Consider the following 19,977-nt stretch of genomic DNA (forward strand, 5'->3'; position numbering starts at 1 on the left):
CCGACTAGCCCTTCACCGCACCCCCGAGTCCAGCCGAGCGCAGGAACACCGACTGGAAGATCAGGAACATCGCGATCGGGATCAGCGTCGCGATCGCGAGGGCCGCGAGGAACACGTCGAGCTCGGTCTGCGACTGCACGGCGGGCAGCCGCACCGACAGCGGCTGCACCGACGGGTCGGGCAGCACGAGCATGGGCCAGAGGTAGTCCTTCCACGCGGCGATGATCGCGAACACCGAGACCACGCCGAGGATCGGCTTCGACATCGGCAGCACGATCGACCAGAACAGTCGGAAGGGCCCGGCACCGTCGGTGCGCGCGGCCTCGAAGACCTCACGAGGCAGACTGTCGAAGAACCGCTTGACCAGCAGGATGTTGAACGCATTCGCCCCCATCGGCAGCCACACGGCGAGGTAGTTGTTGAGCAGGCTCACATCCCCCAGCAGCGGCGGATGCACGATCGTCAGGTACAGCGGCACGAGCAGCACGATGCCGGGGATGAACAGCGTCGCCAGCACCAGCGCGTTCAGGATCGGCGCGTACTTCGGCTGCAACACCGAGAGCGCATAGCCCGCGGTCGTCGCGATGAACAGCTGCACGAACCAGGCGCCGAGCGCGATGATCACCGTGTTGAAGAAGTACTGGTCGATGTGGATGTCGTTCCACGCGGTCGACAGGTTCTCCCAGTCCATGCCGTTCGGCCACAGCGCGAACGGCTGCTGCAGGGTGTCCTGCGTCGGCGTGATGGCCGACTTCGCGAGCCACAGGATCGGGCCGAGGCCGGCGACGACCAGCCCGACGGTGAGGAACACATGCGTGATCGACATCCCGACGCGGATGCCGGGGCGCCGGCGCTCGGAGTCGGAGATGACCGTGCGATCTCCGACGCGGTCGGCGGCCTTCTCTGCCGCCTTCTCCGCGGCACGGGTCGACAGGCGGGTGGTGAGGCTCACGTCGTGCTCCAACGGTCGGTCAGCTTGAAGTACAGCCAGGAAAGGAGGGCGAGGACGATGGCGAGCAGCACCGAGACGGCCGTCGCCTCTCCGTAGTCGCCGCCCAGGCTGTTGCGGAAGGCCTTGTCGTAGATGTACAGCAGCACGGTCTTGGTCGCTCCAGCCGGACCGCCGCCGGTGAAGAGGAACGGTTCGAGGAAGACCTGCGCGGTGGCGATCACCTGCAGGATCAGCATGATGAAGAGGATGCCGCGCAGCTGCGGCAGCGTGACGTGCCAGATCTTCTTCCCGATGCCGGCGCCGTCGACCTCGGCCGCGTCATACAGCTCGGGCGGCACGCCCAGCAGCGCAGCCAGGTAGATGATGATCGAACCTCCGGCTCCCGCCCACGTCGCCTCGAGCACGAGCGAGGGCATGGCCTGCACGGCGTCCTGGATCCACGGTTGCGGGGGAATGCCGACGAAGCCGAGAACCGTGTTGAACACACCGGACGGGTCGGCGCTGTAGAAGAACTTCCACAGCAGCACCGCCACCACGGGCGGGATCACGACGGGGAGATACGCGAGCGCCGAGTAGATGCCCTTGCCGCGGCGTACCTCGCTCATCAGCACGGCCATGAGCAGCGGCAACGGGAAGCCGAACAGCAGAGCGAGCACCGCGAACCACAGGGTGTTGATCACGGCGCGGCCGAGTTCGGGGTCGCCGATCACGGCGAGGTAGTTGTCGAATCCGACCCACTCGGACACGATCAGGTTGGTCTTCTGCAGGCTCATGATCACCGACTGCACGATCGGCGACCACGAGAAGAACACGAACACGAACAGCATGGGGAGCACGAACAGGAGGTTCGCGAGCCCGCCGCCGCGGAACCACGTGAGCGGTGAGCGGCGGCGGGAACGGCGCACAGCGGGCGGCGGAGAGTCCTCCGCCGCCGCCCGCTGCTCGGGGATCGTCATCGTCATGGAGCGTTACTCGTCAAGCTTCGCCTGTGCATCGGTCTGCACCTGGGCGAGCAGCGCGTCGATGTCGGCGTTCTGGTCGGTCAGAACGGTCTGCACCGCGGTGTCGAGGAGCGCGTAGACCTCCTGCGTCTTCACCTTCGGCTCACCGACCGGCGTCTGGTCCCAGATGCGGTCGCTGAACGGCGCCATCTGGTCGACCGGCACGTTGATGTAGTCGGCGATCCACTCCTGCGACTCGTCGTACAGCTCGCGGCTGAGCACGGGAAGCAGCGGGGTGCCCACGGCCTGACCGGACTCGTTCAGGGTCTTCGCGTCGAGCACTGCGGCATCCTTGTCCATGAGCTTCTGCATGTAGTACCAGTCGATCCAGGTCACCGCTGCGGCCTTCGTCGTGTCGTCGACCGTAGGGCTGATCACGGCGATGTCGCCGCCGCCGAGAGTGCCGGGGTCATCGCCCTCCATCGGCACGACCGTCATGCCGTAGATGTCCGAGTCCATGCCGAAGTCCCGCACCAGCGCGGTGTAGATGTCCGAGCCCGAGGTGTACATCCCGATGTTGCCGGCCGCGAACTCCTGGTTGATGGTTCCCCAGTCGAGATCGACCTTGGAACCGAAGTCGTTGTCCTCCCACTTCACGTCGTGCAGGAACTGCAGCGCGGCCTTGGTGGCGTCGTTGTCGATCGTCGACTCCGCCGTGCCGTCGCCGTTGTCGGTCTGCGTGCGGCCGCCGCGCGCCACCGTCTGCGAGGTGAGCTGCCAGCCGCCGGTGTTGTTGATCGCCATCTGCGCGTAGCCGGCCTTGCCCGTGGCATCCGTGATCTTCTTGGCCGCTTCGCGGATCTCGTCCCACGTCTCCGGCGGGCTGTCGGGGTCGAGTCCGGCCTGTTCGAACAGGTCGCGGTTGTAGTGCAGTGCGGCCGCGTACGCCTGGCGCGGGAAGCCGTAGATCTTGCCGTCGTCTCCTGTGACACCGTCAAGGATGATCGGGTTGAACTTGTCGGTGTAGCCGAGCTCCTCGATCGCGTCGGTGACGTCCGTCAGCTGCCCGTTCTCGAGCAGGGTCTTGGAGTCGGTGAACGGCACGGTGAAGACATCGGGCAGGCTTCCGCCGGCGAGCTGCACGGCGAAGGTCGGGCCCTCCCACTCGTACTCGACACCCACGATGTCGATGTCGGGGTGCTCCTTCTCGAATTGCTTCTCCTGTTCGGCGAACGCCTCATAGGCGGCCGCATCGGCTCCCGGAGGGAACGTCGCGACCCGCAGCTCGGTCTTGCCGTCGGCGCTGTCATTGCCGCTCGACGTGCAGCCGGCGAGGGCTCCGACCGTCGTGAGCACGGCAACGCCGGCGACGAGGGCTTTCATCGGTGACTTCATTGTCTGTGTCCTTCCAGGTGGTGCTGATCGGGTGGTGCAGGGCTAGTCGGTCGCTTGCGACGAGACCGCCGCCGGGCGGAGCGCAAGCCAGGCGGTGGAATCCGGGGGCAGCGCACCGTCGAGCGGGGCGCTGGCGAGAAGCACCTCGTGGTGCGCGGGGAGGGGCACCGGCACGGCGCCGAGGTTGGTGATGCTGACGGTGCCGTCGCCCCGGCGGAACGCGAGGACGTCCGCTCCGAGCTCCAACCACTCCAGATCGCTGCCGGTGAAGTCGGCGATCTGCGTGCGCAGGGCGATGGCCGCGCGGTACAGGTTCAGAGTCGAGGAGGGATCGGCATCCTGCGCTTCGACCGTGAGCGTCGCCCAGTCGTCCGGCTGCGGAAGCCACGGGGTGCCGCCGAAGCCGTAGGGGGTCGCCGTCCCCGCCCAGGGCAGGGGAACGCGGCATCCGTCGCGTCCCGGATCGACACCCCCGGAACGGAAGTGCATGGGGTCCTCGATCGCGTCGAGCGGCAGCTCCACCTCGGGCAGCCCGAGCTCGTCGCCCTGGTAGATGTAGAGGCTGCCGGGGAGGGCGGCGACGAGCAGCGAGGCCGCGCGGGCCCGTCGCGCGCCTCGAACCGCGTCCGTCGGGGTGCCGAACCTCTTGCGCTCGAACGCGAACGACGAATCGGCCTGCCCGTACCGCGTGACCGGCCGGGTGACGTCATGGTTCGAGAGCACCCAGGTCGCGGGCGCGCCGACGGGCGCGTGCTCGGCGAGGGTGCGTGTGATGGAGTCACGCATCGCCTGGGCGCTCCACGGCTGCGTCATGAAGCCGAAGTTGAAAGCGGTGTGCATCTCGCCAGGGCGCAGGTAGCGGGCGAAGCGCTCCGCGTCGTCGAGCCAGACCTCTCCGACGAGCACGCGCTCGCCGTCGTATTCGTCGGCGACGGCACGCCAGTCGCGGTAGATGTCGTGCAGTTCGTCGCGGTCGATGTGCGGATGCCCCGAGGCCGGTGCGGTGCCGGCGGGGAGGTCCGGCAGCGCCGGATCCTTGACCGGGAGGGCGGCCGAGTCGATGCGCACCCCGGCGACTCCGCGGTCGAACCAGAAGCGCAGGACGTCTTCGTGGTCGCGCCGGACATCGGGGTGGTTCCAGTTGAGATCAGGCTGCTGGGGTGTGAACAGGTGCAGGTACCACTCCCCTGCAGTGCCGTCGGGGTTCCGCGTGCGCGTCCACGTCTCGCCTTGAAAGCTCGACACCCAGTTCGTTGGCATCTCGTCGCCGTCCGCGCCTCGACCGGGATGGAACCAGAAGCGCTCGCGCTCCGGGCTCCCCGGCTGCGACGCCAGCGCCTGCTGGAACCATGCGTGCCGGTCGGAGATGTGGTTCGGCACGATGTCGACGATGGTGCGGATGCCGTACTCGAGCGCCTCGGCGATCAACTGCTCCGCCTCCTCGAGCGTGCCGAAGCGCGGGTCGATGAGCCGGTAGTCCTGCACGTCGTAGCCGCCGTCGGCGAGCGGGCTCTGGTACCACGGCGTGAACCAGAGGGCGTCGACACCGAGGCTCTTCAGGTAGGGCAGCCGTGAGCGCACGCCGGCGAGATCGCCGATCCCATCGCCGTTGCCGTCCGCGAAGCTGCGCACGTACACCTGGTAGATCACCGCCGTGCGCCACCATCCCTCGCCCGAGGGCATGGTCAGAGTGCGTGCGGGTGCGGCCGTGCGCAGAACGTCGGTGTCCACGGAACTCCTCGTCGTCGGTGGCGATGAGTCGAATGTAGCTTTTCCTAACGTTCCACGCAAGAACTAAACAGATTGTTGGCATTTTGCAATGACTTGCGGGCGCACGGAAGACGGCGTCTTCCGGATGCCGGTCAGGCCAGCGGCCCCGTCGAGGCGCGCAGCACCAGCTCGGGCTCGAACAGCAGCTCGTCGCTCGGCTGGGAGGTGCCGGCGATCTGCGCGAGCAGCAGCGCGATGATCGCGCGCCCCATCGACTCGATCGGCTGCCGCACCGTGGTCAGCGGCGGTTCGGTGCAGCTCATCAGCGCCGAGTCGTCGAACCCGACGATGCTCACCTCTCCCGGCACCGACAGCCCCGCGCGACGTGCGGCACGCACCGCCCCGAGTGCCATCGGATCGCTTGCGCACACGATGGCCGTGGCGCCGGCGGCGAAGAGTCGCGCCGCACCGGCCTGCCCCGATTCGAGCGAGTACATGCCGCGCACGACGAGGTCATCCGAGAGCGGTGCTCCGAGCTTCTCGAGCAGGCGGCGCGCGGACTCGAGCTTGCGCTGGGAAGGCACGTGATCCTGCGGCCCCAGCAGCAGCCCGATGCGGCGATGCCCCAGTTGGTGCACGTGCAGGACCGCCTGCTCGGCCGCAGCCGCATCGTCGGTCGAGACGGTCGCGAACTGCAGTTCGGGGACGCGGGCGTTGACGAGCACGGTCGGCAGATTCACCTGTCGCAGCCGCTCGTAATGCTGGTGGGCGGCATCCGCCTGCGTGTAGTTGCCGCCGAGGAAGATCACCCCGGACACCTGCTGCGCGAGGAGCAGGTCGACGTAGTCCGATTCGGTCACCCCGCCGGCGTTCTGCGTGCACAGCAGCGGGGTGTACCCGTTCTGCGTGAGTGCGCCGCCGACGATCTCGGCGAACGCGGGGAAGATCGGGTTCTGCAGCTCGGGCAGCACCAGGCCGACCAGGCGCGCGCGCTCGCCGCGCAGCTTCGTCGGGCGCTCATAGCCGAGCACGTCGAGGGCGGTCAGCACCGCCTGCCGAGTGGCATCCGAGACGCCCGGCTTGTCGTTGAGCACACGACTGACCGTGGCTTCACTCACTCCGACCTTGCGCGCCACCTCGGCGAGTCGCTTCGACATGGGGTCAGTTTACGTAAGTTCTTGCAAGAACGCGCAAACGGGTTGCGCGGATGCAGTCGCGACTCAGCGGACGTTGCCGTTGGAGCAGGTCTCCTGAGCAGCAGAGTTGCCCTTGATCGAGTCCGGCAGCGCCACGACGTTGTCCGGCGTCGCGGAGGGGTCCGGCGTCGCCTCTTCGACCGGCGCCGTCGGCTCCTGCACGACGACACCGTCGTTGCTGTTGTTCTCGTGGGTGATCTGCAGCTGCGCGTTGGCCTCGAGCGCATCCCAGAGCGCCGCGGCCGCTTCCTCGTTGGGGACGACCTTGTTCGGGTCGGCGTAGTCGGCACCGGTCGGATACTGCACGAACACGATGTCCTCGAACGGGACCGACTTGACCGCGAGGGCGATCTGGACGAGCGTCATCGGGTTGTTCGCCAGCGACGTGCTGGCCTCGAGGTTACTCAGGGCCGTGTTGGCCAGCTTGAGCATGACCGGAACGTTGCCGAGCACCTCCCCGCTGATCATCTTGCGGGCGAGGCTCGACATGTACTGCTGCTGGTTGCCGATACGGCCCAGGTCGCTGCCGTCGCCGACACCGTGACGGGTGCGAAGGAACTGCAGCGCCTGCAGGCCCTCGACGGTGTGGGTTCCCGCGGCCATGTCGAGGCCCGTGTAGCGGTCCTTGATCGGGTTCGCCAGGCACACGTCGACGCCGCCGATGGCGTTGGTGATCTCGATCACGCCACCGAAGGTGACGGATGCCGCGAACTGGACCTCTTGGTCGGTGAGTTGCGAAATCGTCTGGACGACGCAGTTCAGGCCGCCGTCCGTGTAGGCCGTGTTGAGAGGCTGCTTGCTCATCGCCGAGTGCACGTTGCCGTCTTCGTCCGTGCACTCCGGGATGGGCAGCATCAGGTCGCGCGGGAAGCTGACGACGGTGATCCGGCGGGGCTCCTGCGACACGTGCACCAGAAGGTTCACGTCGTTGAGTGTGCCCTCGGCGTCGCCCCCGGTGCACCGTTCACCGAAGAGGTCCTTGTACTTCTCCTCGCAGGTGTCGACACCGGTGAGGACCAGGTTGAAGCCGCTCTCGTACTCGCCGATGTCCGGCGGGATGACTTCCTGTCCGTCCAGGTCGACGGCGTTGGCCGCGACGGTGCTCGAGAAGTCGTACGCGATGTACATCGCCACGCCGAACCCGCTGACGAGCACCACGGCCAGACCGATCGCGATGAACCTCAGCAGCTGGCCGAGCGTGCTCGGCGTCGCGAGTTGACCATGTCGTGCGATGGTGCGGCGGCGGGTGTTCTCGCTCACACGGGCCCTTTCGGATTCAGCGCCGGTGCGGGGTCACCGTGCTCACTATGCGGAGGGTGTGGGATTCGAACCCACGAGACATCTCTGCCCACTGGTTTTCAAGACCAGCTCCATCGGCCGCTCGGACAACCCTCCTCGACAGACGTATCTGTCGACAAGGCGTGAGTCTAGCCGAGTTCTATTCTCCCGCGCTGACCTGGGCGGGCGCTGGAAGCGTGTCGAGCGCCTGCGCCAGCCCGCCGTCCTCGACGTCGGCGGTGACCTCGCTCGCGGCTTCCTTCACCACGTCCGGAGCCTGCCCCATCGCCACGGCCCGTCCCTCGAGGGAGCGCGCCCACCCGAACATGCCGATGTCGTTGCGCCCGTCGCCGGCGACCAGGATGCGTCCACTGTCGAGCCCGAGCTCGGTGCGCACCTGCTCCAAGGCGGTGCCCTTGTCGACGCCCTGCGGGGCGATGTCCAGCCACGCAGTCCACCCGATCGCGTAGGAGACCTCGTTGAGGCCGGCATCCGCCACCAGGCGGTGGAAGTCGTCTTCGTCGTGACCGGGCGAGACGACCACGATGCGGGAGACCGGCAGCGCGGCGAGTTCGTCGAAGTCGACCTGTCGTCCGCCGTCGAGCGTCCAGTCGTCGAGCTGCTCGGTGAACAGCCGCTGCCCGGAGGCGAGCTCGACCATGTACCGGGCGTCGGGAAGACGGTCGCGCAGTAGCCCGAGGACGGGAGTGGGGTCGAAGGTCTCGACGTTCCAGCGCTCCCAGTCGTCGCCGTCGCGGCGCATCGTCACGGCGCCGTTGGAGCACACGACGTAGTCGGCGGTCAGACCGAGCTCCTCGACGTAGCGGCGCGTGGCCATCCAGCTGCGCCCGGTCGCGATGGTCACCACGTGCCCGGCATCGCGCACGCGCGCGATGGCCTCGGGCACACCGGGACTCATGGTCTCGTCCTGCAGCAGGATGGTGCCGTCGACGTCGAGGCCGACCAGCCAGTGCCCCGTCATCGAGCAGCCCGCCCGTCGCCGAGGGGCAGGATCACTTCGAGGCCGCCGAGGTACGGACGCAGCACCTCGGGCACACGCACCGATCCGTCGGCCTGCTGGTGCGTCTCGAGCAGAGCGACGATCCAACGCGTGGTGGCGAGCGTACCGTTCAGGGTGGCGACGTGCTGCGTCTTCGCGGAGCCCTGCGCGGCAGCATCCGTCGCATCGACGGCCGGGCGGTGCCTGACGTCGAGTCGGCGCGCCTGGAAGGTCGTGCAGTTCGACGTCGACGTGAGCTCGCGGAACGCTCCCTGCGTCGGCACCCACGCCTCGATGTCGTACTTGCGTGCTGCGCTCGAGCCGAGGTCGCCCGCAGCGACATCGATCACACGGTAGGAGAGCCCGAGGGAGGTGAGCATCTCCTCCTGCAGCGCGACGAGGCGCAGGTGCTCCGCCTCGGCCTCCTCTGCGGTCGTGTAGACGAACATCTCGAGCTTGTTGAACTGATGCACCCGGATGATGCCGCGGGTGTCCTTGCCGTGCGAACCCGCTTCGCGGCGGTAGCAGGTCGACCAGCCCGCGTAGCGGAGTGCTCCGTCGGCGAGGTCGACGATCTCATCCTTGTGGTACCCGGCGAGCGCGACCTCGCTGGTGCCGACGAGGTACAGGTCGTCGTCCTTGTCGAGGTGGTAGACCTCGTCGGCGTGCTCGCCGAGGAACCCGGTGCCCTGCATGATCTCGGGGCGCACGAGGGTCGGCGTGATCAGAGGCACGAACCCGTTCTGCAGGGCCTTGTCGAGCGCGAGGTTCATGAGGGCGATCTCGAGGCGGGCCCCGATGCCGCGCAGGAAGTAGAAGCGCGCACCGGAGACCTTCGCTCCGCGCTCCATGTCGATCGCGCCGAGGAGCTCACCGAGCTCGAGGTGGTCGCGCGGCTCGAAGTCGAATGCGGGCACCTCGCCCACCCGACGCAGTTCGACGAAGTCGGCCTCGCCGCCGGCGGGGACGCCGTCGACGACGACGTTCTCGATCCGGGCGAGGGCTGCGGATGCCGCCTCCGCCGCCTCGTTCGCCGCATGCTGCGCCTGCTTCACGCGCTCGGCGAGGTCCTTCGCCTGCGCGACGAGGGCGGCCTTCTCGTCCTTGGGAGCCTTCGCGACCTGCTTGCCGAACGCGTTCTGCTCGGCGCGCAGCTCCTCGAAAGCGGAGAGTGCGGCCCGGCGCGATCGATCGGCCTCGAGTGCGACGTCGACGGTGCTCTGGTCGTTTCCACGGGCAGCCTGTGAACGGCGGACGATCTCCGGGTTTTCGCGGAGGAGTGCGAGGTCGATCATCTCCCAAGTCTACGGTGCCGTGCCGACGGCGAATCCGGATGTCACACGCTCGCGGTTGCGTCGTCTTCCTCTGCAGAGGTCGGCAATCGGTCGACCCAGGAAAGGAACCCCATGACCATCCCCGTGACCTCCCTCGACCAGCTGAACCTGGCGTTCGCCGACCGGTTCAACGCCCGCGACCTCGACGGCCTGATGGCCTTGAACACGTCGGACGTCGTCTTCGTCCCGGCGCCGGGAACGGCCGTCACGGGCACGGCCGCCGTGCGCGGCGCGCTCGAGCAGTTCCTCGGGCTGAACCTGCCCATCTCGATGCGCGTCCGTCACGTCTTCGAGAGTGCCGGCACCGGACTCGCGATCGCGGACTGGACCATCACCGGCACCGGCCCCGACGGCTCCGAGATCGCCCTCGCGGGCACCACGGCCGACGTCGCGGTGCACGACGAGGTGCACGGCTGGCGGTACGCCGTCGACAACCCCTTCGGCACGGTCTGAACCTCTCGGGGAGGTCCGACGATCGGGCCTCCCTCAGCCGTCACCCATGCCCGTCGCGCGGCAGGCCCGCAGCGCCTTGCGCGCCCGGGAGATCCGCTGCCGCGCGGCTGCCGGCTCGATCCCGAGGCGCGTCGCCACCTCATCGGTGGAGAGACCGTCGACCACCGTCAGCAGCAGCGGTTCCCGGATGGTCTCCGGCAGCGAATGCAGAGCCTCGAGCGCGCCGTCGAGGAACACACGGATCTCCACCGCGGCATCCACACCCGTCTGGTCCCCGGCGGTGTCGCCGTCGAGAATCGCCTCCGGTCGGCGCGCACGCTGCCGGGCCAGGTCGATGGCGACGTTCCGCGCGATGGCGTCGAGCCAGGAGCACACGCGGCCGGGCTGCGGCGTCTCCAGATGTGCGACCGAGCGCCAGGCGCGCAGGAGGGATGTCTGCGCAGCATCTTCGGCGTCCGCGGCCGGCACCCCCAACGAGATGCTGCGCCGGCGGAGTCGGTCGGGTTCGGCCGTGATCAGCCGGGAGAGCACCGCGCGGGTCGCGTCGTCGGAGTCATCGTGCATCCGAATGCTCCTCTTCCTTGGCGACCGGAATAGCGCGGTCCGTTTGTGAGGACACTCGGGTGTGTCCCGGTTTAGAGTAGCGCCATGACCTCTAGCGCCCCGGTTCTGCGACAGGCGGCGCTCATCTACAACCCGATCAAGGTCGACGGCAAGCATCTGCGTGCGACGGTGCGCGATCTGTCGCGTGAGGCCGGATGGGATCACCCGGCCTTCTATCCGACGACGATCGAGGATGCCGGGCAGGGCGCGACCGCACAGGCGCTCGCACGCAACGTCGATGTCGTACTGGTCGCCGGCGGCGACGGCACCGTGCGCGCGGTCTCGGAGGCGATCGCCAATTCCGGAGTTCCCCTGGCGATCCTGCCGAGCGGCACGGGGAACTTGCTCGCACGCAATCTCGGCCTGCCGCTCGCCGACCCGGGTGAGATGATCCGAGCGGCGCTCGGCGACTTCCGCCATCCGATCGACATCGGTCGGGCGCGACTGACCCGCGAGAACGGCGACGAGGAGGAGCACGCGTTCGTGGTTCTGGCCGGCATGGGACTGGATGCCGACATGATCGCGAACACCCGCTCTGATCTGAAGAAGTCCGTGGGATGGATCGCCTACGTCGACGGTGCAGCCCGCTCCCTCCCCCGCGCGAAGCCGTTCCGCGCCGTGTACCAGGTCGATGAGGGGCGACTGCATTCGCACCGTGCGTACAGTCTGCTCTTCGCGAACTGCGGCACCCTTCCCGCCGGCATCGCCCTCATCCCGGACGCATCGATCACGGATGCAGCCCTCGACATCGCCGTCATCCAACCCACCGGAGTGCTCGGCTGGTTCGCCGTGTGGCGCAAGATCTGGTGGGACAACTCCGTGCTGCGGCGCTTCCGTGCGGGGCGCCGTGTGCTCGAACGCCGCGGCAAGAACGCGTCGGTGCACTTCTTCCACGGGGCCGCGGCCGAGGCCGCCGCTCCGACCCCGATTCCGATCGAGCTCGACGGCGACGAGTTCGGCGTCGCCGTGCGCATCACGTGCTGGGCCGACCCCGGCGCGCTGCTGCTCGCGCTGCCGCCCGGCCACCCGGTTCACCTGCTCTGACGCGGGTGGCGCCCGTCAGCGCTTACGTCGCTTGTTCACTATCACCACGCTGATCACGGCCAAGAAGATGAGCGTGGCCCAGAAGATCACCACGGTTACCCGCAGGGGTCAGCGGACCTCGACCGTGCCGTCGAGTCCACCGCCGACCAGCGTCAGCGTGAAAGTGCCGTCGTCCTCGACCGTGTCCTCCCCGAACGCGAGCAAGGTCGCGCGGGGTGCCATGTCCATCGTGCAGACCTGATTCTCGTCGGTCACGAAGTACGCGGTTCCGGTGTTTCCCGCACCCTCGAGAGACTCGACCTGCGGCAGGCAGCTCGAAGATCCCCAGGTGAGCAGCACGAGGCCGTCGTCGTCGAGCCAAGCAGCGGAGGGCTGGAACTCGGTCGTGGTTCCCGGGGTGCCGGTGGCGGCCGGGTCACCGTCGATGTCGACGTCGTCGGTGAGGTCGCCATAGGTCACGTTCAGGGTGATGTCCGACTTCGGGTCGACGCCCTCCGGCAGCGCGCCGAGGCTCGCCCGCGGAGCGAGATCCTTCGTGCACGGCTTCGGCGATTCGCCCTCGGGGTCGACGAGCGTCACGGTGACGGTCTGCCCCTCGGCCGTCACCTGATCGACCTGCGGCACGCACGTCGACGAGCCCACCGTGATCACGGCGAACATGCGGCCGTCGTCGAGCAGCGCGCCCTCGAAGTCGTTCTGGTCGTCCACGTCTCCCGCGCCGGGGGCCGGCGAACTCGACGGGGCGTCGGAGCCGGGGCCGGCGGTGCATCCCGCGACGAGGAGTGCTGCGGCGACGAGGCCGACGACAGAGGCGAGGGGACGAAGCGCAGAGGTCATGCTCACAGGGTAGCCCGAGGGCAGATCGCCCGGAAAGCCCGGATGGACCGCGACGACTACTGCAGGGCGGAGGTCAGGCGCGCGAGGTTGTCGAGCACGGTCGAGCGCAGCGGCTGCTGCATCCACTCCTCGAGCGTCAGCTCACGGCTGAGGGAACGGTACTTGTCCTCGACCTCGCGCATCTCTGTGACGAACTCCTCGCCGCGCACCAGCATCGAGACCTCGAGGTTCAGACCGAACGAGCGCATGTCCATGTTGCTGGACCCGATGACGGCGACCTCGTCGTCGATCGTGAGCGTCTTGGTGTGCAGGATGTACGGCTTGCGGTACATCCAGACGCGGACGCCGGCCTTGAGCAGCACCTCGTAGTAGCTGCGCTGGGCGTGGTAGACCATCGCCTGGTCGCCCTCTTCCGAGACGAAGAGCTCGACGTGGACCCCACGATCGACCGCCGCGGTCACGGCGAGCAGCAGCGCCTCGTCGGGGACGAAGTAGGGGCTGACGATCATGATCTTCTTCTTCGCGGCGTACAGCAGGCCGAGGAAGAGACGCAGATTGTTCTCGACCTCGAACCCGGGGCCGGACGGCACGACCTGGCAGTCGAGGTCGCCGGAGCCGATGTTCGCATGGGCGATGTCGATTCCCTCGAGCACCGTGTCGGTCTCGCTGTACCAATCGGCGACGAAGATCGCGTTCACGCTCAGCACCACCGGGCCGTCGAGGCGGACCATGAGATCGACCCAGTGCAGCCCGCGCTTGATGTTCTTCGGCAGGTTGTATGTCGAATCCGTGATGTTCTGCGATCCGAGGAACGCGATGTTGCCGTCGACGACGAGGAGCTTGCGGTGGTTGCGCAGATCGGGGCGCTGCATCTTGCCCTTGAGCGGTTGCACCGGCAGCATCAGGTGCCAGTCCGCACCCATCGCGTTGAGTCGGGCGATGGTCTGCCGGTACCGGGGCTTGCCCTGGTTGGCCCAGTGATCGAGAAGCACGCGCACCTCGATGCCGCGGGCGCACACCTCTTCGAGAGCTCGGAAGAAGTTGTCGGTCGCCGTGTCCGACTGGAGGATGTAGAACTCGACATGCACGTAGTCCTGTGCAGTGCGGATGGCCTCGGCCATCTCGTCGAGCGACTCCTGGTAGTCGGAGATCAGGTGCGCACCGTTGTCACCCGAGAGCGGCAGCGCTCCGAGCTTCTGATTCATCTGGACGATCGGCCCGAACCACGCGGGGGCGTTCGGGCGCAGAGTGCCGAAGTGCAGGTGCTCGCTCGTCTCGGCGATGTACTCGTTGATCTGGTCCTGCTTGCGTCGACGCGCGCGCGGCAGGCGCGGGTTTCCGATCAGCAGGAAGAGGAAGACTCCGACGAACGGGATGAAGAACACCGCGAGGAGCCAAGCCATCGCGGCGGTCGGACGCCGATTGCGCGGGATGACGATGATCGCCGTGACGCGGATCGCGATGTCGAGCACCAGCAGGAAGGCGGCGATCCACCAGCCCCAGGTCTCCGCGGTCATCGTGCACCTTCCCCACCGCGGTGACGATCACCTCGGGAGCGCGCCGAAGCCGGGGCGCTGGCTTCACAGTAGCGGATGGCTGGGACTCAGACGCGCGGCGGAAGGCCCCGTGCCGCGCGCTCTTCCGCCTCGATCTGCGCGTGGACCTTGCGCTCCGTGCGGTCGAAGCGGAGGATGCCGCGGAGCACGAAGACGAACACGACGCTCACCCCGATGGTCGGCAGAAGCGACCATGCCGCAGCGAGCCAGAAGTTGTCCATCACCCCATGGTACGCGAGCCACTCCTCGTGCACACCGCCGCGCGTTCAGCTTCCGCGTCCACAATCCGGCTTTCCCGCCCCCGAGGGATCTCCGCTCCGAGACACTCTCGGCATGACAACACTGCTTCGCGCCACCGATTCCGCCGCATTCCTCGGCATCGTCCCCGCTCTCGCGGGTTTCACTCCTCGCCGGAGCGTCGTGCTGCTGCCCTTCCACGGCACGCGCACCGATGGGGCCATGCGACTCGATCTCCCCTCGGACGGGACCGACCTCGAGACGTACGCCGACGCCGCGGTCGGTCTCGTCGCCCGCGTTCAGGGGACGGATGCCATCGCCGTCGTCGTGTACACGGACGAATGCTCGCACGCCACCCGCGACGGGCTCGTCCTCCCCCATGCCGTGGCCGTCGACGAACTGCTCGGCTGCGCGGAGGATGCGGGGCTGCGCATCGTCGATGCGCTCTGTGTGACGCCCTCCGGGTGGTCGAGCTATGCGGAGAGCGACCCCGCCCTCCACCCGCTGGCAGAGATCCGCCACCCATCCGAGGGCACCGCTGCACCTGACATCTGCGAAGACCAGGCGGCCGGGGCTCGACTCCCCGCGGTCGATCTCGCCGAGAAGGAGCGGGTGGGCAGAGCGGCACTCGAACTCGCGGCGCTGCTCGACGAAGAGGGAGAGGGAGAGGGGAAGGGACGGTTGACCGGGCGGGAGAATCCGCAGCTGATCGCTGCGCTCGTGATGCTCGAAGACGTGCCTGCGTTCTTCGAATCGGTGCTCGCAGCCCCCGATGCTCTTCCGCCATATGCGACCGCGACGCTGCTGTGGTGTCTGGAGCGTCCGCTGCTCCGAGACGTGGCGATCGCGCAGTGGGCGAGCGACCTCGCGGGAGGCATCCGCGCACTCGACGCGCAGACCGCCTTCGCGAAGTCCGGTGAGATGGTCCCCGACGAGCTCGGGCGGCTGTTCCTGGGCCAGGGCCCCGCCCCGGACCTCGATCGACTCCGCCTCGCACTGTCCGTCGTGCGCGAGGCGGCCGCGCGGGCACCCCGCGATGCACGACCGGCACCGCTCACCGCGGCGGCATGGCTGTCGTGGGCGTTGGGAAGAGCCACCCACGCCGCCCGCTATCTGGAGCTGGTCCGCGAGATCGACCCGCGGTACTCCCTGGCCGCCCTGTTGGAGACCATGATCGCCGGCGCGATGCTTCCGGAGTGGGCGTTCCATCGCAGCACGGCGGCATGACCGCCGGCTGCAGGGACTACTTGACGAGCGGGAAGAGGATCGTCTCGCGGATGCCGAGGCCGGTGATCGCCATCAGCAGACGGTCGATCCCCATGCCCATTCCCCCGGACGGCGGCATGCCGTGCTCGAGCGCCCGCAGGAACTCTTCGTCGACCGGCATCGCCTCCACGTCGCCTCGCGCGGCGAGCTTCGCCTGCTCTTCGAACCGCTCACGCTGGATCACGGGGTCGACGAGCTCGGAGTATCCGGTCGCCAGCTCGAAGCCCCGGATGTACAGGTCCCACTTCTCGACGACGCCGGCGATCGAGCGGTGCTCGCGCACGAGGGGCGACGTGTCGACGGGGAAGTCCATCACGAAGGTCGGGCGAACCAGGTCGCCCTTCACGAAGTGCTCCCACAGCTCTTCGACGAGCTTGCCGTGGGTGGCCTGCGGAGGAAGATCGACGTCGTTCGCCTCGGCGAAGGCGATGAGGTCCGCGACCGAGTCCTGCGGTGTGACCGTGCGACCGGATGCAGCAGAGAGCGACTCGTACATCGAGATGCGGTCCCACTCCCCGCCGAGGTCGTAGTCGGTGCCGTCGGCCCAGGTCACGGTCGTGGAGCCGGCGACCGCGATCGCCGCCTTCTGCACGAGCTCCTGTGTGAGCGCGGCCATCTGGTTGTAGTCGCCGTACGCCTGGTAGGCCTCGAGCATCGCGAACTCGGGGCTGTGCGTGGAGTCGGCTCCCTCATTGCGGAAGTTTCGGTTGATCTCGTACACGCGCTCGATGCCGCCGACGACCGCACGCTTCAGGTAGAGCTCGGGCGCGATGCGCAGGTACAGCTCGGTGTCGAACGCATTCGAGTGCGTGATGAACGGACGAGCGGAGGCGCCACCGTGCTGCACCTGCAGCATCGGGGTCTCGACCTCGAGGTAGTCGTGGCTCGTGAACGTCGCGCGCAGGCTCGCGTTCACGGCGGCACGGGCACGCACGGTCGTTCGTGCCTGCTCGCGGACGATGAGGTCGAGGTAGCGGCTGCGCACGCGGCCTTCCTCGCTGAGCTCGGAGTACGCGTTCGGGAGCGGGAGGATCGCCTTGGAGGCGATCGCCCAGCCATCGGCCATGACCGACAGCTCTCCGCGGCGGCTGGAGATGACTTCACCGTGAACGAAGACGTGGTCGCCCAGGTCGACGTATTCCTTCCAGTCCGCGAGCGACTCCTCGCCGACGTTCGCGAGAGAGATCATCGCCTGGATGCGAGAGCCGTCACCGGCCTGCAGGGTGGCGAAGCAGAGCTTTCCCGTGTTCCGGCTGAAGACGACGCGGCCCGCGATGCCGACGATGACACCCGTCTCGGCGCCCGCCTCGAGCTCGCCGTACTCGGCGCGCAGCGCGGGAATCGTGTGCGTGACCGGCACTGCGACGGGGAAAGCTCCCCCACCGGCATCCGCACGCTTCTCGATCAGGCGCTCACGCTTGGCGAGGCGCACGGCCTTCTGCTCGTGGACGTCCTCTTCGGGAGAAGAGTCGGTCGAGGCCGATTCGGGCGCGGCAGACGCGTCAGTCATGTGGGGGCTCCTTGGAAGTCCTTCCCAGTTTACCGAGGCGACGTGCCGGCTCACGGCGCATGCTGGGTAGCCTCGAAGAATGGCCCATCCACGGATCCTCCGCGCGTTCGCCGCCCTCGCCGTCGCCTTCGCCACCACCGCCGTCGCACCGCCCGCGGCAGCCGCTGCCGATGTCGGACCCGGACTCGCACCGCAGGTGCGCGCGGACACGGAACCGGGCGGCGTCGACGACTTCTCGTATGCGTCATGGGATGCCGTGTACGAGGTCGGGCTCGACGACGAAGGCAGGGCGCGGACGCATGTGACCGAGACGCTGGTCGCCCGCTTCCCCGAGACCGACCAGAACCACGGCATCGTCCGCGGCCTGCTGACGTCTTACGAGGGGGCGAGCACCGAGACGCAGGTCCTCTCCGTGACCGATGAGGATGGCCAGGAGGTGCCGCACGAGACCGACGAAGAAGATGGGCTGCTGTACGTTCTCACCGGCGACGACGACACCTACGTGCACGGGCTCACCACCTACGTGATCGAGTACGAGATGCGCGACACGGTCATCGCGACGAAGCCGGCCGCGGGGGCGTCGACACCGTCGGTGGACGAGTTCTACTGGAACCTCCTCCCGCTCGACAGCACGCAGTCCATCGAGCGCTTCCGCGCCGAGATCGTCCTCGATCCCGAGCTGACGGCCGCGCTCACGGGATCCACGCGCTGCTACGAGGGGGCGACGGGGTCGACCGACGAGTGCGATCTACAGGGTCCGACCACCGACGGTGATGCAGCGACGTTCCATGTCGAATCCGGAGAGCGACCAGCCGGCGACGGGGTCACCGTGGCCATCGGTTTCGAGTCGGGCACGGTCGCACAGCCCCTCGCGCGCACACCCGACCCGGTCGGCGACGTCGCTCCGTTCGTCGCGGCCGCGGGAGCTGCAGGCCTGACGGTCGGCAGCTGGTTCGCCGTCTGGGCGTTCCGCCGCCGACGTCGAGTGGCCACCGGCATCGTCGTGGCGCAGTACGACGTGCCGGACTCCCTGCCCCCGCTCATCGCGGCGACGGTCATCACCGGCGCGAAGGACGTGATCCCCGCCGAGATCGTGCACCTCGCCGTGCGCGGAAGCCTGCGCATCGAAGAAGGCGTGGAGGCCGAAGAGTCACGCTTGCGCCGCATCCCGGGGGCGGAAGCACCGGACGAGCTGGATGCCGAGGCGCTGGACGCACTGTTCCTCGACGCCGACGCCGACGGGGTGGTCGATCTGCCCGCCGCCGATGAGGCATTCGCCGCCCGCATGACCGCGCTTCAGCAGAGCGGGACGACCGCAGCGGCATCCCGTGGCTTCACCGAGAGGGTGCGAAGTCGTGGCGCCGTGATCGTGCAGTGGTGCGCGATCGGTGTCGCGCTGATCGGACTGGGCCTGGGAATCTGGGCAGCCACCAGCGGCCGCCTCTCGGCGATCCCCGCCCTCGTCGTCATGTCGTTCGTCGCGTTCCTCGTGTTCCTGTCGAGCGTGTACGCGTTCTCGAAGCACACGGTCCTCACGGCAGAAGGAGCGCGCACCTCCGAGTACCTGCAAGGGGTGAAGGAGTTCATCCGGGTCGCAGACGCCGACCGTCTGCAGATGCTGCAGTCCTACAGCGGCGCCGAGCGCCGTCAAGACGGCACGGCCGATGTCATCCACGTGTACGAGCGGCTCCTCCCCTACGCGATCCTCTTCGGCATGGAGGACGAATGGGGCGACGTGCTCGAGCGTGCATACGCGCAGGAGCAGCACGGCGCTTCCTGGATCGGCGACCCGACCTCGTTCGCCCTGCGCATGCAGCTGGCGTCGTTCATGGCGTCGTCGCAATCGGCAGCGACGTATTCCGCACCATCAGCCGGCGGCTCGTCGAGTGCCGGCGGGTCGTTCGGCGGCGGGTTCTCCGGTGGTGGCGGAGGCGGAGGGTTCTCGGGCGGACGATGAGCCGCCGCTACCGTCAGATCAACGGAGGAGCGTCGGATGCTTCGCGCAGCGCACGCTCCACCGTCGACTGCACCAGCGCCGACAGGTAGCCGCCCGGATTCTCCACGCCGAGCTCGCGCAACTGGGCCGTCGACTGGCCGATGATCGATCGCGAGAACTCGGTGGCCGTCGCGATCGCATCGGCATAGGCCGGTCGGTCTGCCTCCGCGATCACGACCGGCTCGCATCCGATCTCCACCGCGAGCGCCTGGGCGATCGGCAGCACTGCGGCCGGAGCCGTCACCGCGGCGAACCCCGCCTGCAGTTGACGCAGGTCGATCGAGGTCCCGGTGAACGTGATGGCGGGGTGCACGGCGAGCGGGATCGCGCCGCGCTCGGCGGCCGGCCGCAGCACGTCGATGCCGTACGCGGGATCGGTGTGCAGCACGAGCTGCCCGATCTGCCAGCCCCCGACCTCGGCTATGCCGGCGACCAATGACGGCAGCTGCTCGGAGGGAACCGCGATGACCACGAGCTCGGCTCGACGCACGACCTCCAGCGCGTCGAGCACGGGCACATCCGGCAGCACGGCAGAGGCGCGCTCGTCATCGGAGCCGCTCGTGATCCCGATCACCGCGTGCCCCGCTCCGCCGAGCGCCGCACCGATCACCGGACCGACACGTCCCGCGCCGATGATGCCGACGCCGAGACGCCCGTCCCGCGCCACCG

At 68.3% G+C, this 19,977-nt stretch carries 18 protein-coding genes and 1 tRNA gene; 4 read left to right on the forward strand and 15 right to left on the reverse strand.

What is annotated here, in order from left to right; all coding sequences use genetic code 11:
• Window positions 1-4: 4 nt before the first annotated feature.
• The 9 genes from BQ2383_RS15070 to serS all read right to left on the reverse strand — a co-directional run bounded on the left by BQ2383_RS15070 (window position 5) and on the right by serS (window position 9,767).
• Entirely contained in the window at window positions 5-952 is a 948-nt protein-coding gene (locus BQ2383_RS15070; RefSeq protein WP_091035694.1) for a carbohydrate ABC transporter permease, read from the reverse strand.
• Entirely contained in the window at window positions 949-1,914 is a 966-nt protein-coding gene (locus BQ2383_RS15075) for a carbohydrate ABC transporter permease (RefSeq protein WP_208617677.1), read from the reverse strand. The genes BQ2383_RS15070 and BQ2383_RS15075 overlap by 4 nt, the downstream gene beginning before the upstream one ends.
• Window positions 1,915-1,920: 6 nt before the next feature.
• Window positions 1,921-3,288 carry an ABC transporter substrate-binding protein gene (locus BQ2383_RS15080; RefSeq protein ID WP_091035697.1) on the reverse strand — a complete coding sequence of 456 codons (1,368 nt, stop codon included), beginning with the start codon at window positions 3,286-3,288 and terminating at the stop codon, window positions 1,921-1,923.
• A 42-nt stretch (window positions 3,289-3,330) separates the two neighbouring features.
• Window positions 3,331-4,971 carry a glycoside hydrolase family 13 protein gene (locus BQ2383_RS15085; RefSeq protein ID WP_208617682.1) on the reverse strand — a complete coding sequence of 547 codons (1,641 nt, stop codon included), beginning with the start codon at window positions 4,969-4,971 and terminating at the stop codon, window positions 3,331-3,333.
• A 179-nt stretch (window positions 4,972-5,150) separates the two neighbouring features.
• Window positions 5,151-6,155 carry a LacI family DNA-binding transcriptional regulator gene (locus BQ2383_RS15090; protein WP_091035703.1) on the reverse strand — a complete coding sequence of 335 codons (1,005 nt, stop codon included), beginning with the start codon at window positions 6,153-6,155 and terminating at the stop codon, window positions 5,151-5,153.
• A 63-nt stretch (window positions 6,156-6,218) separates the two neighbouring features.
• Entirely contained in the window at window positions 6,219-7,454 is a 1,236-nt protein-coding gene (locus tag BQ2383_RS15095) for an LCP family protein (RefSeq protein WP_091035706.1), read from the reverse strand.
• A gap of 50 nt (window positions 7,455-7,504) precedes the next feature.
• Window positions 7,505-7,589, reverse strand: a tRNA-Ser gene (locus tag BQ2383_RS15100).
• Between the two features lie 43 nt (window positions 7,590-7,632).
• The gene (locus BQ2383_RS15105) at window positions 7,633-8,454 is read right to left on the reverse strand and encodes an HAD family hydrolase (protein ID WP_091035708.1); all 822 of its coding nucleotides are present in this window, start codon (window positions 8,452-8,454) and stop codon (window positions 7,633-7,635) included.
• Entirely contained in the window at window positions 8,451-9,767 is a 1,317-nt protein-coding gene (gene serS, locus BQ2383_RS15110; RefSeq protein WP_091035711.1) for a serine--tRNA ligase, read from the reverse strand. The genes BQ2383_RS15105 and serS overlap by 4 nt, the downstream gene beginning before the upstream one ends.
• A 111-nt stretch (window positions 9,768-9,878) precedes the next feature.
• On the opposite strand from serS, the gene BQ2383_RS15115 reads away from it, so the two are divergent.
• Complete coding sequence (locus BQ2383_RS15115; protein WP_091035714.1) at window positions 9,879-10,259, forward strand: YybH family protein; 381 nt, start codon at window positions 9,879-9,881, stop codon at window positions 10,257-10,259.
• 33 nt (window positions 10,260-10,292) lie between these two features.
• On the opposite strand, the gene BQ2383_RS15120 is transcribed toward BQ2383_RS15115, so the two are convergent.
• Complete coding sequence (locus BQ2383_RS15120; RefSeq protein WP_091035716.1) at window positions 10,293-10,823, reverse strand: RNA polymerase sigma factor; 531 nt, start codon at window positions 10,821-10,823, stop codon at window positions 10,293-10,295.
• Between the two features lie 84 nt (window positions 10,824-10,907).
• Between BQ2383_RS15120 and BQ2383_RS15125 the strand changes: the two genes are divergently transcribed.
• Entirely contained in the window at window positions 10,908-11,906 is a 999-nt protein-coding gene (locus tag BQ2383_RS15125; RefSeq protein ID WP_091035719.1) for a diacylglycerol/lipid kinase family protein, read from the forward strand.
• A 108-nt stretch (window positions 11,907-12,014) separates the two neighbouring features.
• Here BQ2383_RS15125 and BQ2383_RS15130 read toward each other — a convergent pair whose 3' ends face one another.
• From BQ2383_RS15130 to BQ2383_RS19405, 3 genes are all read right to left on the reverse strand, one after another.
• Window positions 12,015-12,743: a hypothetical protein gene (locus BQ2383_RS15130; RefSeq protein WP_091035721.1), complete on the reverse strand. Its 729-nt coding sequence runs from the start codon at window positions 12,741-12,743 to the stop codon at window positions 12,015-12,017.
• Window positions 12,744-12,799: 56 nt separating this feature from the next.
• Window positions 12,800-14,260, reverse strand: coding sequence for a cardiolipin synthase (cls, locus tag BQ2383_RS15135; RefSeq protein ID WP_091035725.1), 1,461 nt, complete (start codon window positions 14,258-14,260; stop codon window positions 12,800-12,802).
• An 86-nt stretch (window positions 14,261-14,346) separates the two neighbouring features.
• Entirely contained in the window at window positions 14,347-14,520 is a 174-nt protein-coding gene (locus tag BQ2383_RS19405; RefSeq protein WP_167381640.1) for a hypothetical protein, read from the reverse strand.
• A gap of 112 nt (window positions 14,521-14,632) precedes the next feature.
• Between BQ2383_RS19405 and BQ2383_RS15140 the strand changes: the two genes are divergently transcribed.
• Entirely contained in the window at window positions 14,633-15,763 is a 1,131-nt protein-coding gene (locus BQ2383_RS15140) for a DUF4192 family protein (RefSeq protein ID WP_091035728.1), read from the forward strand.
• A gap of 16 nt (window positions 15,764-15,779) precedes the next feature.
• Here the strand turns inward: BQ2383_RS15140 and lysS are convergent, their stop codons facing one another.
• Complete coding sequence (gene lysS / locus BQ2383_RS15145; RefSeq protein ID WP_091035731.1) at window positions 15,780-17,312, reverse strand: lysine--tRNA ligase; 1,533 nt, start codon at window positions 17,310-17,312, stop codon at window positions 15,780-15,782.
• A gap of 79 nt (window positions 17,313-17,391) precedes the next feature.
• Between lysS and BQ2383_RS15150 the strand changes: the two genes are divergently transcribed.
• Window positions 17,392-19,269 carry a DUF2207 domain-containing protein gene (locus BQ2383_RS15150; protein WP_091035733.1) on the forward strand — a complete coding sequence of 626 codons (1,878 nt, stop codon included), beginning with the start codon at window positions 17,392-17,394 and terminating at the stop codon, window positions 19,267-19,269.
• Between the two features lie 13 nt (window positions 19,270-19,282).
• Here BQ2383_RS15150 and BQ2383_RS15155 read toward each other — a convergent pair whose 3' ends face one another.
• A complete protein-coding gene (locus BQ2383_RS15155) occupies window positions 19,283-19,975 on the reverse strand; it encodes a DUF2520 domain-containing protein (RefSeq protein ID WP_091035736.1) in 693 nt (230 codons plus the stop codon).
• Window positions 19,976-19,977: the final 2 nt, after the last annotated feature.

The organism is Microbacterium oxydans (assembly GCF_900095745.1).
Lineage (GTDB): Bacteria > Actinomycetota > Actinomycetes > Actinomycetales > Microbacteriaceae > Microbacterium > Microbacterium oxydans_B.

Coding starts and splice junctions, on each gene's coding strand:
- BQ2383_RS15075 (WP_208617677.1), bottom strand. CDS start 1,914: ATGACGATGACGATCCCCGAGCAGCGGGCGGCGGCGGAGGACTCTCCG.
- BQ2383_RS15080 (WP_091035697.1), bottom strand. CDS start 3,288: ATGAAGTCACCGATGAAAGCCCTCGTCGCCGGCGTTGCCGTGCTCACG.
- BQ2383_RS15085 (WP_208617682.1), bottom strand. CDS start 4,971: ATGCCCTCGGGCGAGGGATGGTGGCGCACGGCGGTGATCTACCAGGTG.
- BQ2383_RS15090 (WP_091035703.1), bottom strand. CDS start 6,155: ATGTCGAAGCGACTCGCCGAGGTGGCGCGCAAGGTCGGAGTGAGTGAA.
- BQ2383_RS15105 (WP_091035708.1), bottom strand. CDS start 8,454: ATGACGGGGCACTGGCTGGTCGGCCTCGACGTCGACGGCACCATCCTG.
- serS (WP_091035711.1), bottom strand. CDS start 9,767: ATGATCGACCTCGCACTCCTCCGCGAAAACCCGGAGATCGTCCGCCGT.
- BQ2383_RS15115 (WP_091035714.1), top strand. CDS start 9,879: ATGACCATCCCCGTGACCTCCCTCGACCAGCTGAACCTGGCGTTCGCC.
- BQ2383_RS15120 (WP_091035716.1), bottom strand. CDS start 10,823: ATGCACGATGACTCCGACGACGCGACCCGCGCGGTGCTCTCCCGGCTG.
- BQ2383_RS15125 (WP_091035719.1), top strand. CDS start 10,908: ATGACCTCTAGCGCCCCGGTTCTGCGACAGGCGGCGCTCATCTACAAC.
- BQ2383_RS15130 (WP_091035721.1), bottom strand. CDS start 12,743: ATGACCTCTGCGCTTCGTCCCCTCGCCTCTGTCGTCGGCCTCGTCGCC.
- cls (WP_091035725.1), bottom strand. CDS start 14,260: ATGACCGCGGAGACCTGGGGCTGGTGGATCGCCGCCTTCCTGCTGGTG.
- BQ2383_RS19405 (WP_167381640.1), bottom strand. CDS start 14,520: ATGGACAACTTCTGGCTCGCTGCGGCATGGTCGCTTCTGCCGACCATC.
- BQ2383_RS15140 (WP_091035728.1), top strand. CDS start 14,633: ATGACAACACTGCTTCGCGCCACCGATTCCGCCGCATTCCTCGGCATC.
- lysS (WP_091035731.1), bottom strand. CDS start 17,312: ATGACTGACGCGTCTGCCGCGCCCGAATCGGCCTCGACCGACTCTTCT.
- BQ2383_RS15150 (WP_091035733.1), top strand. CDS start 17,392: ATGGCCCATCCACGGATCCTCCGCGCGTTCGCCGCCCTCGCCGTCGCC.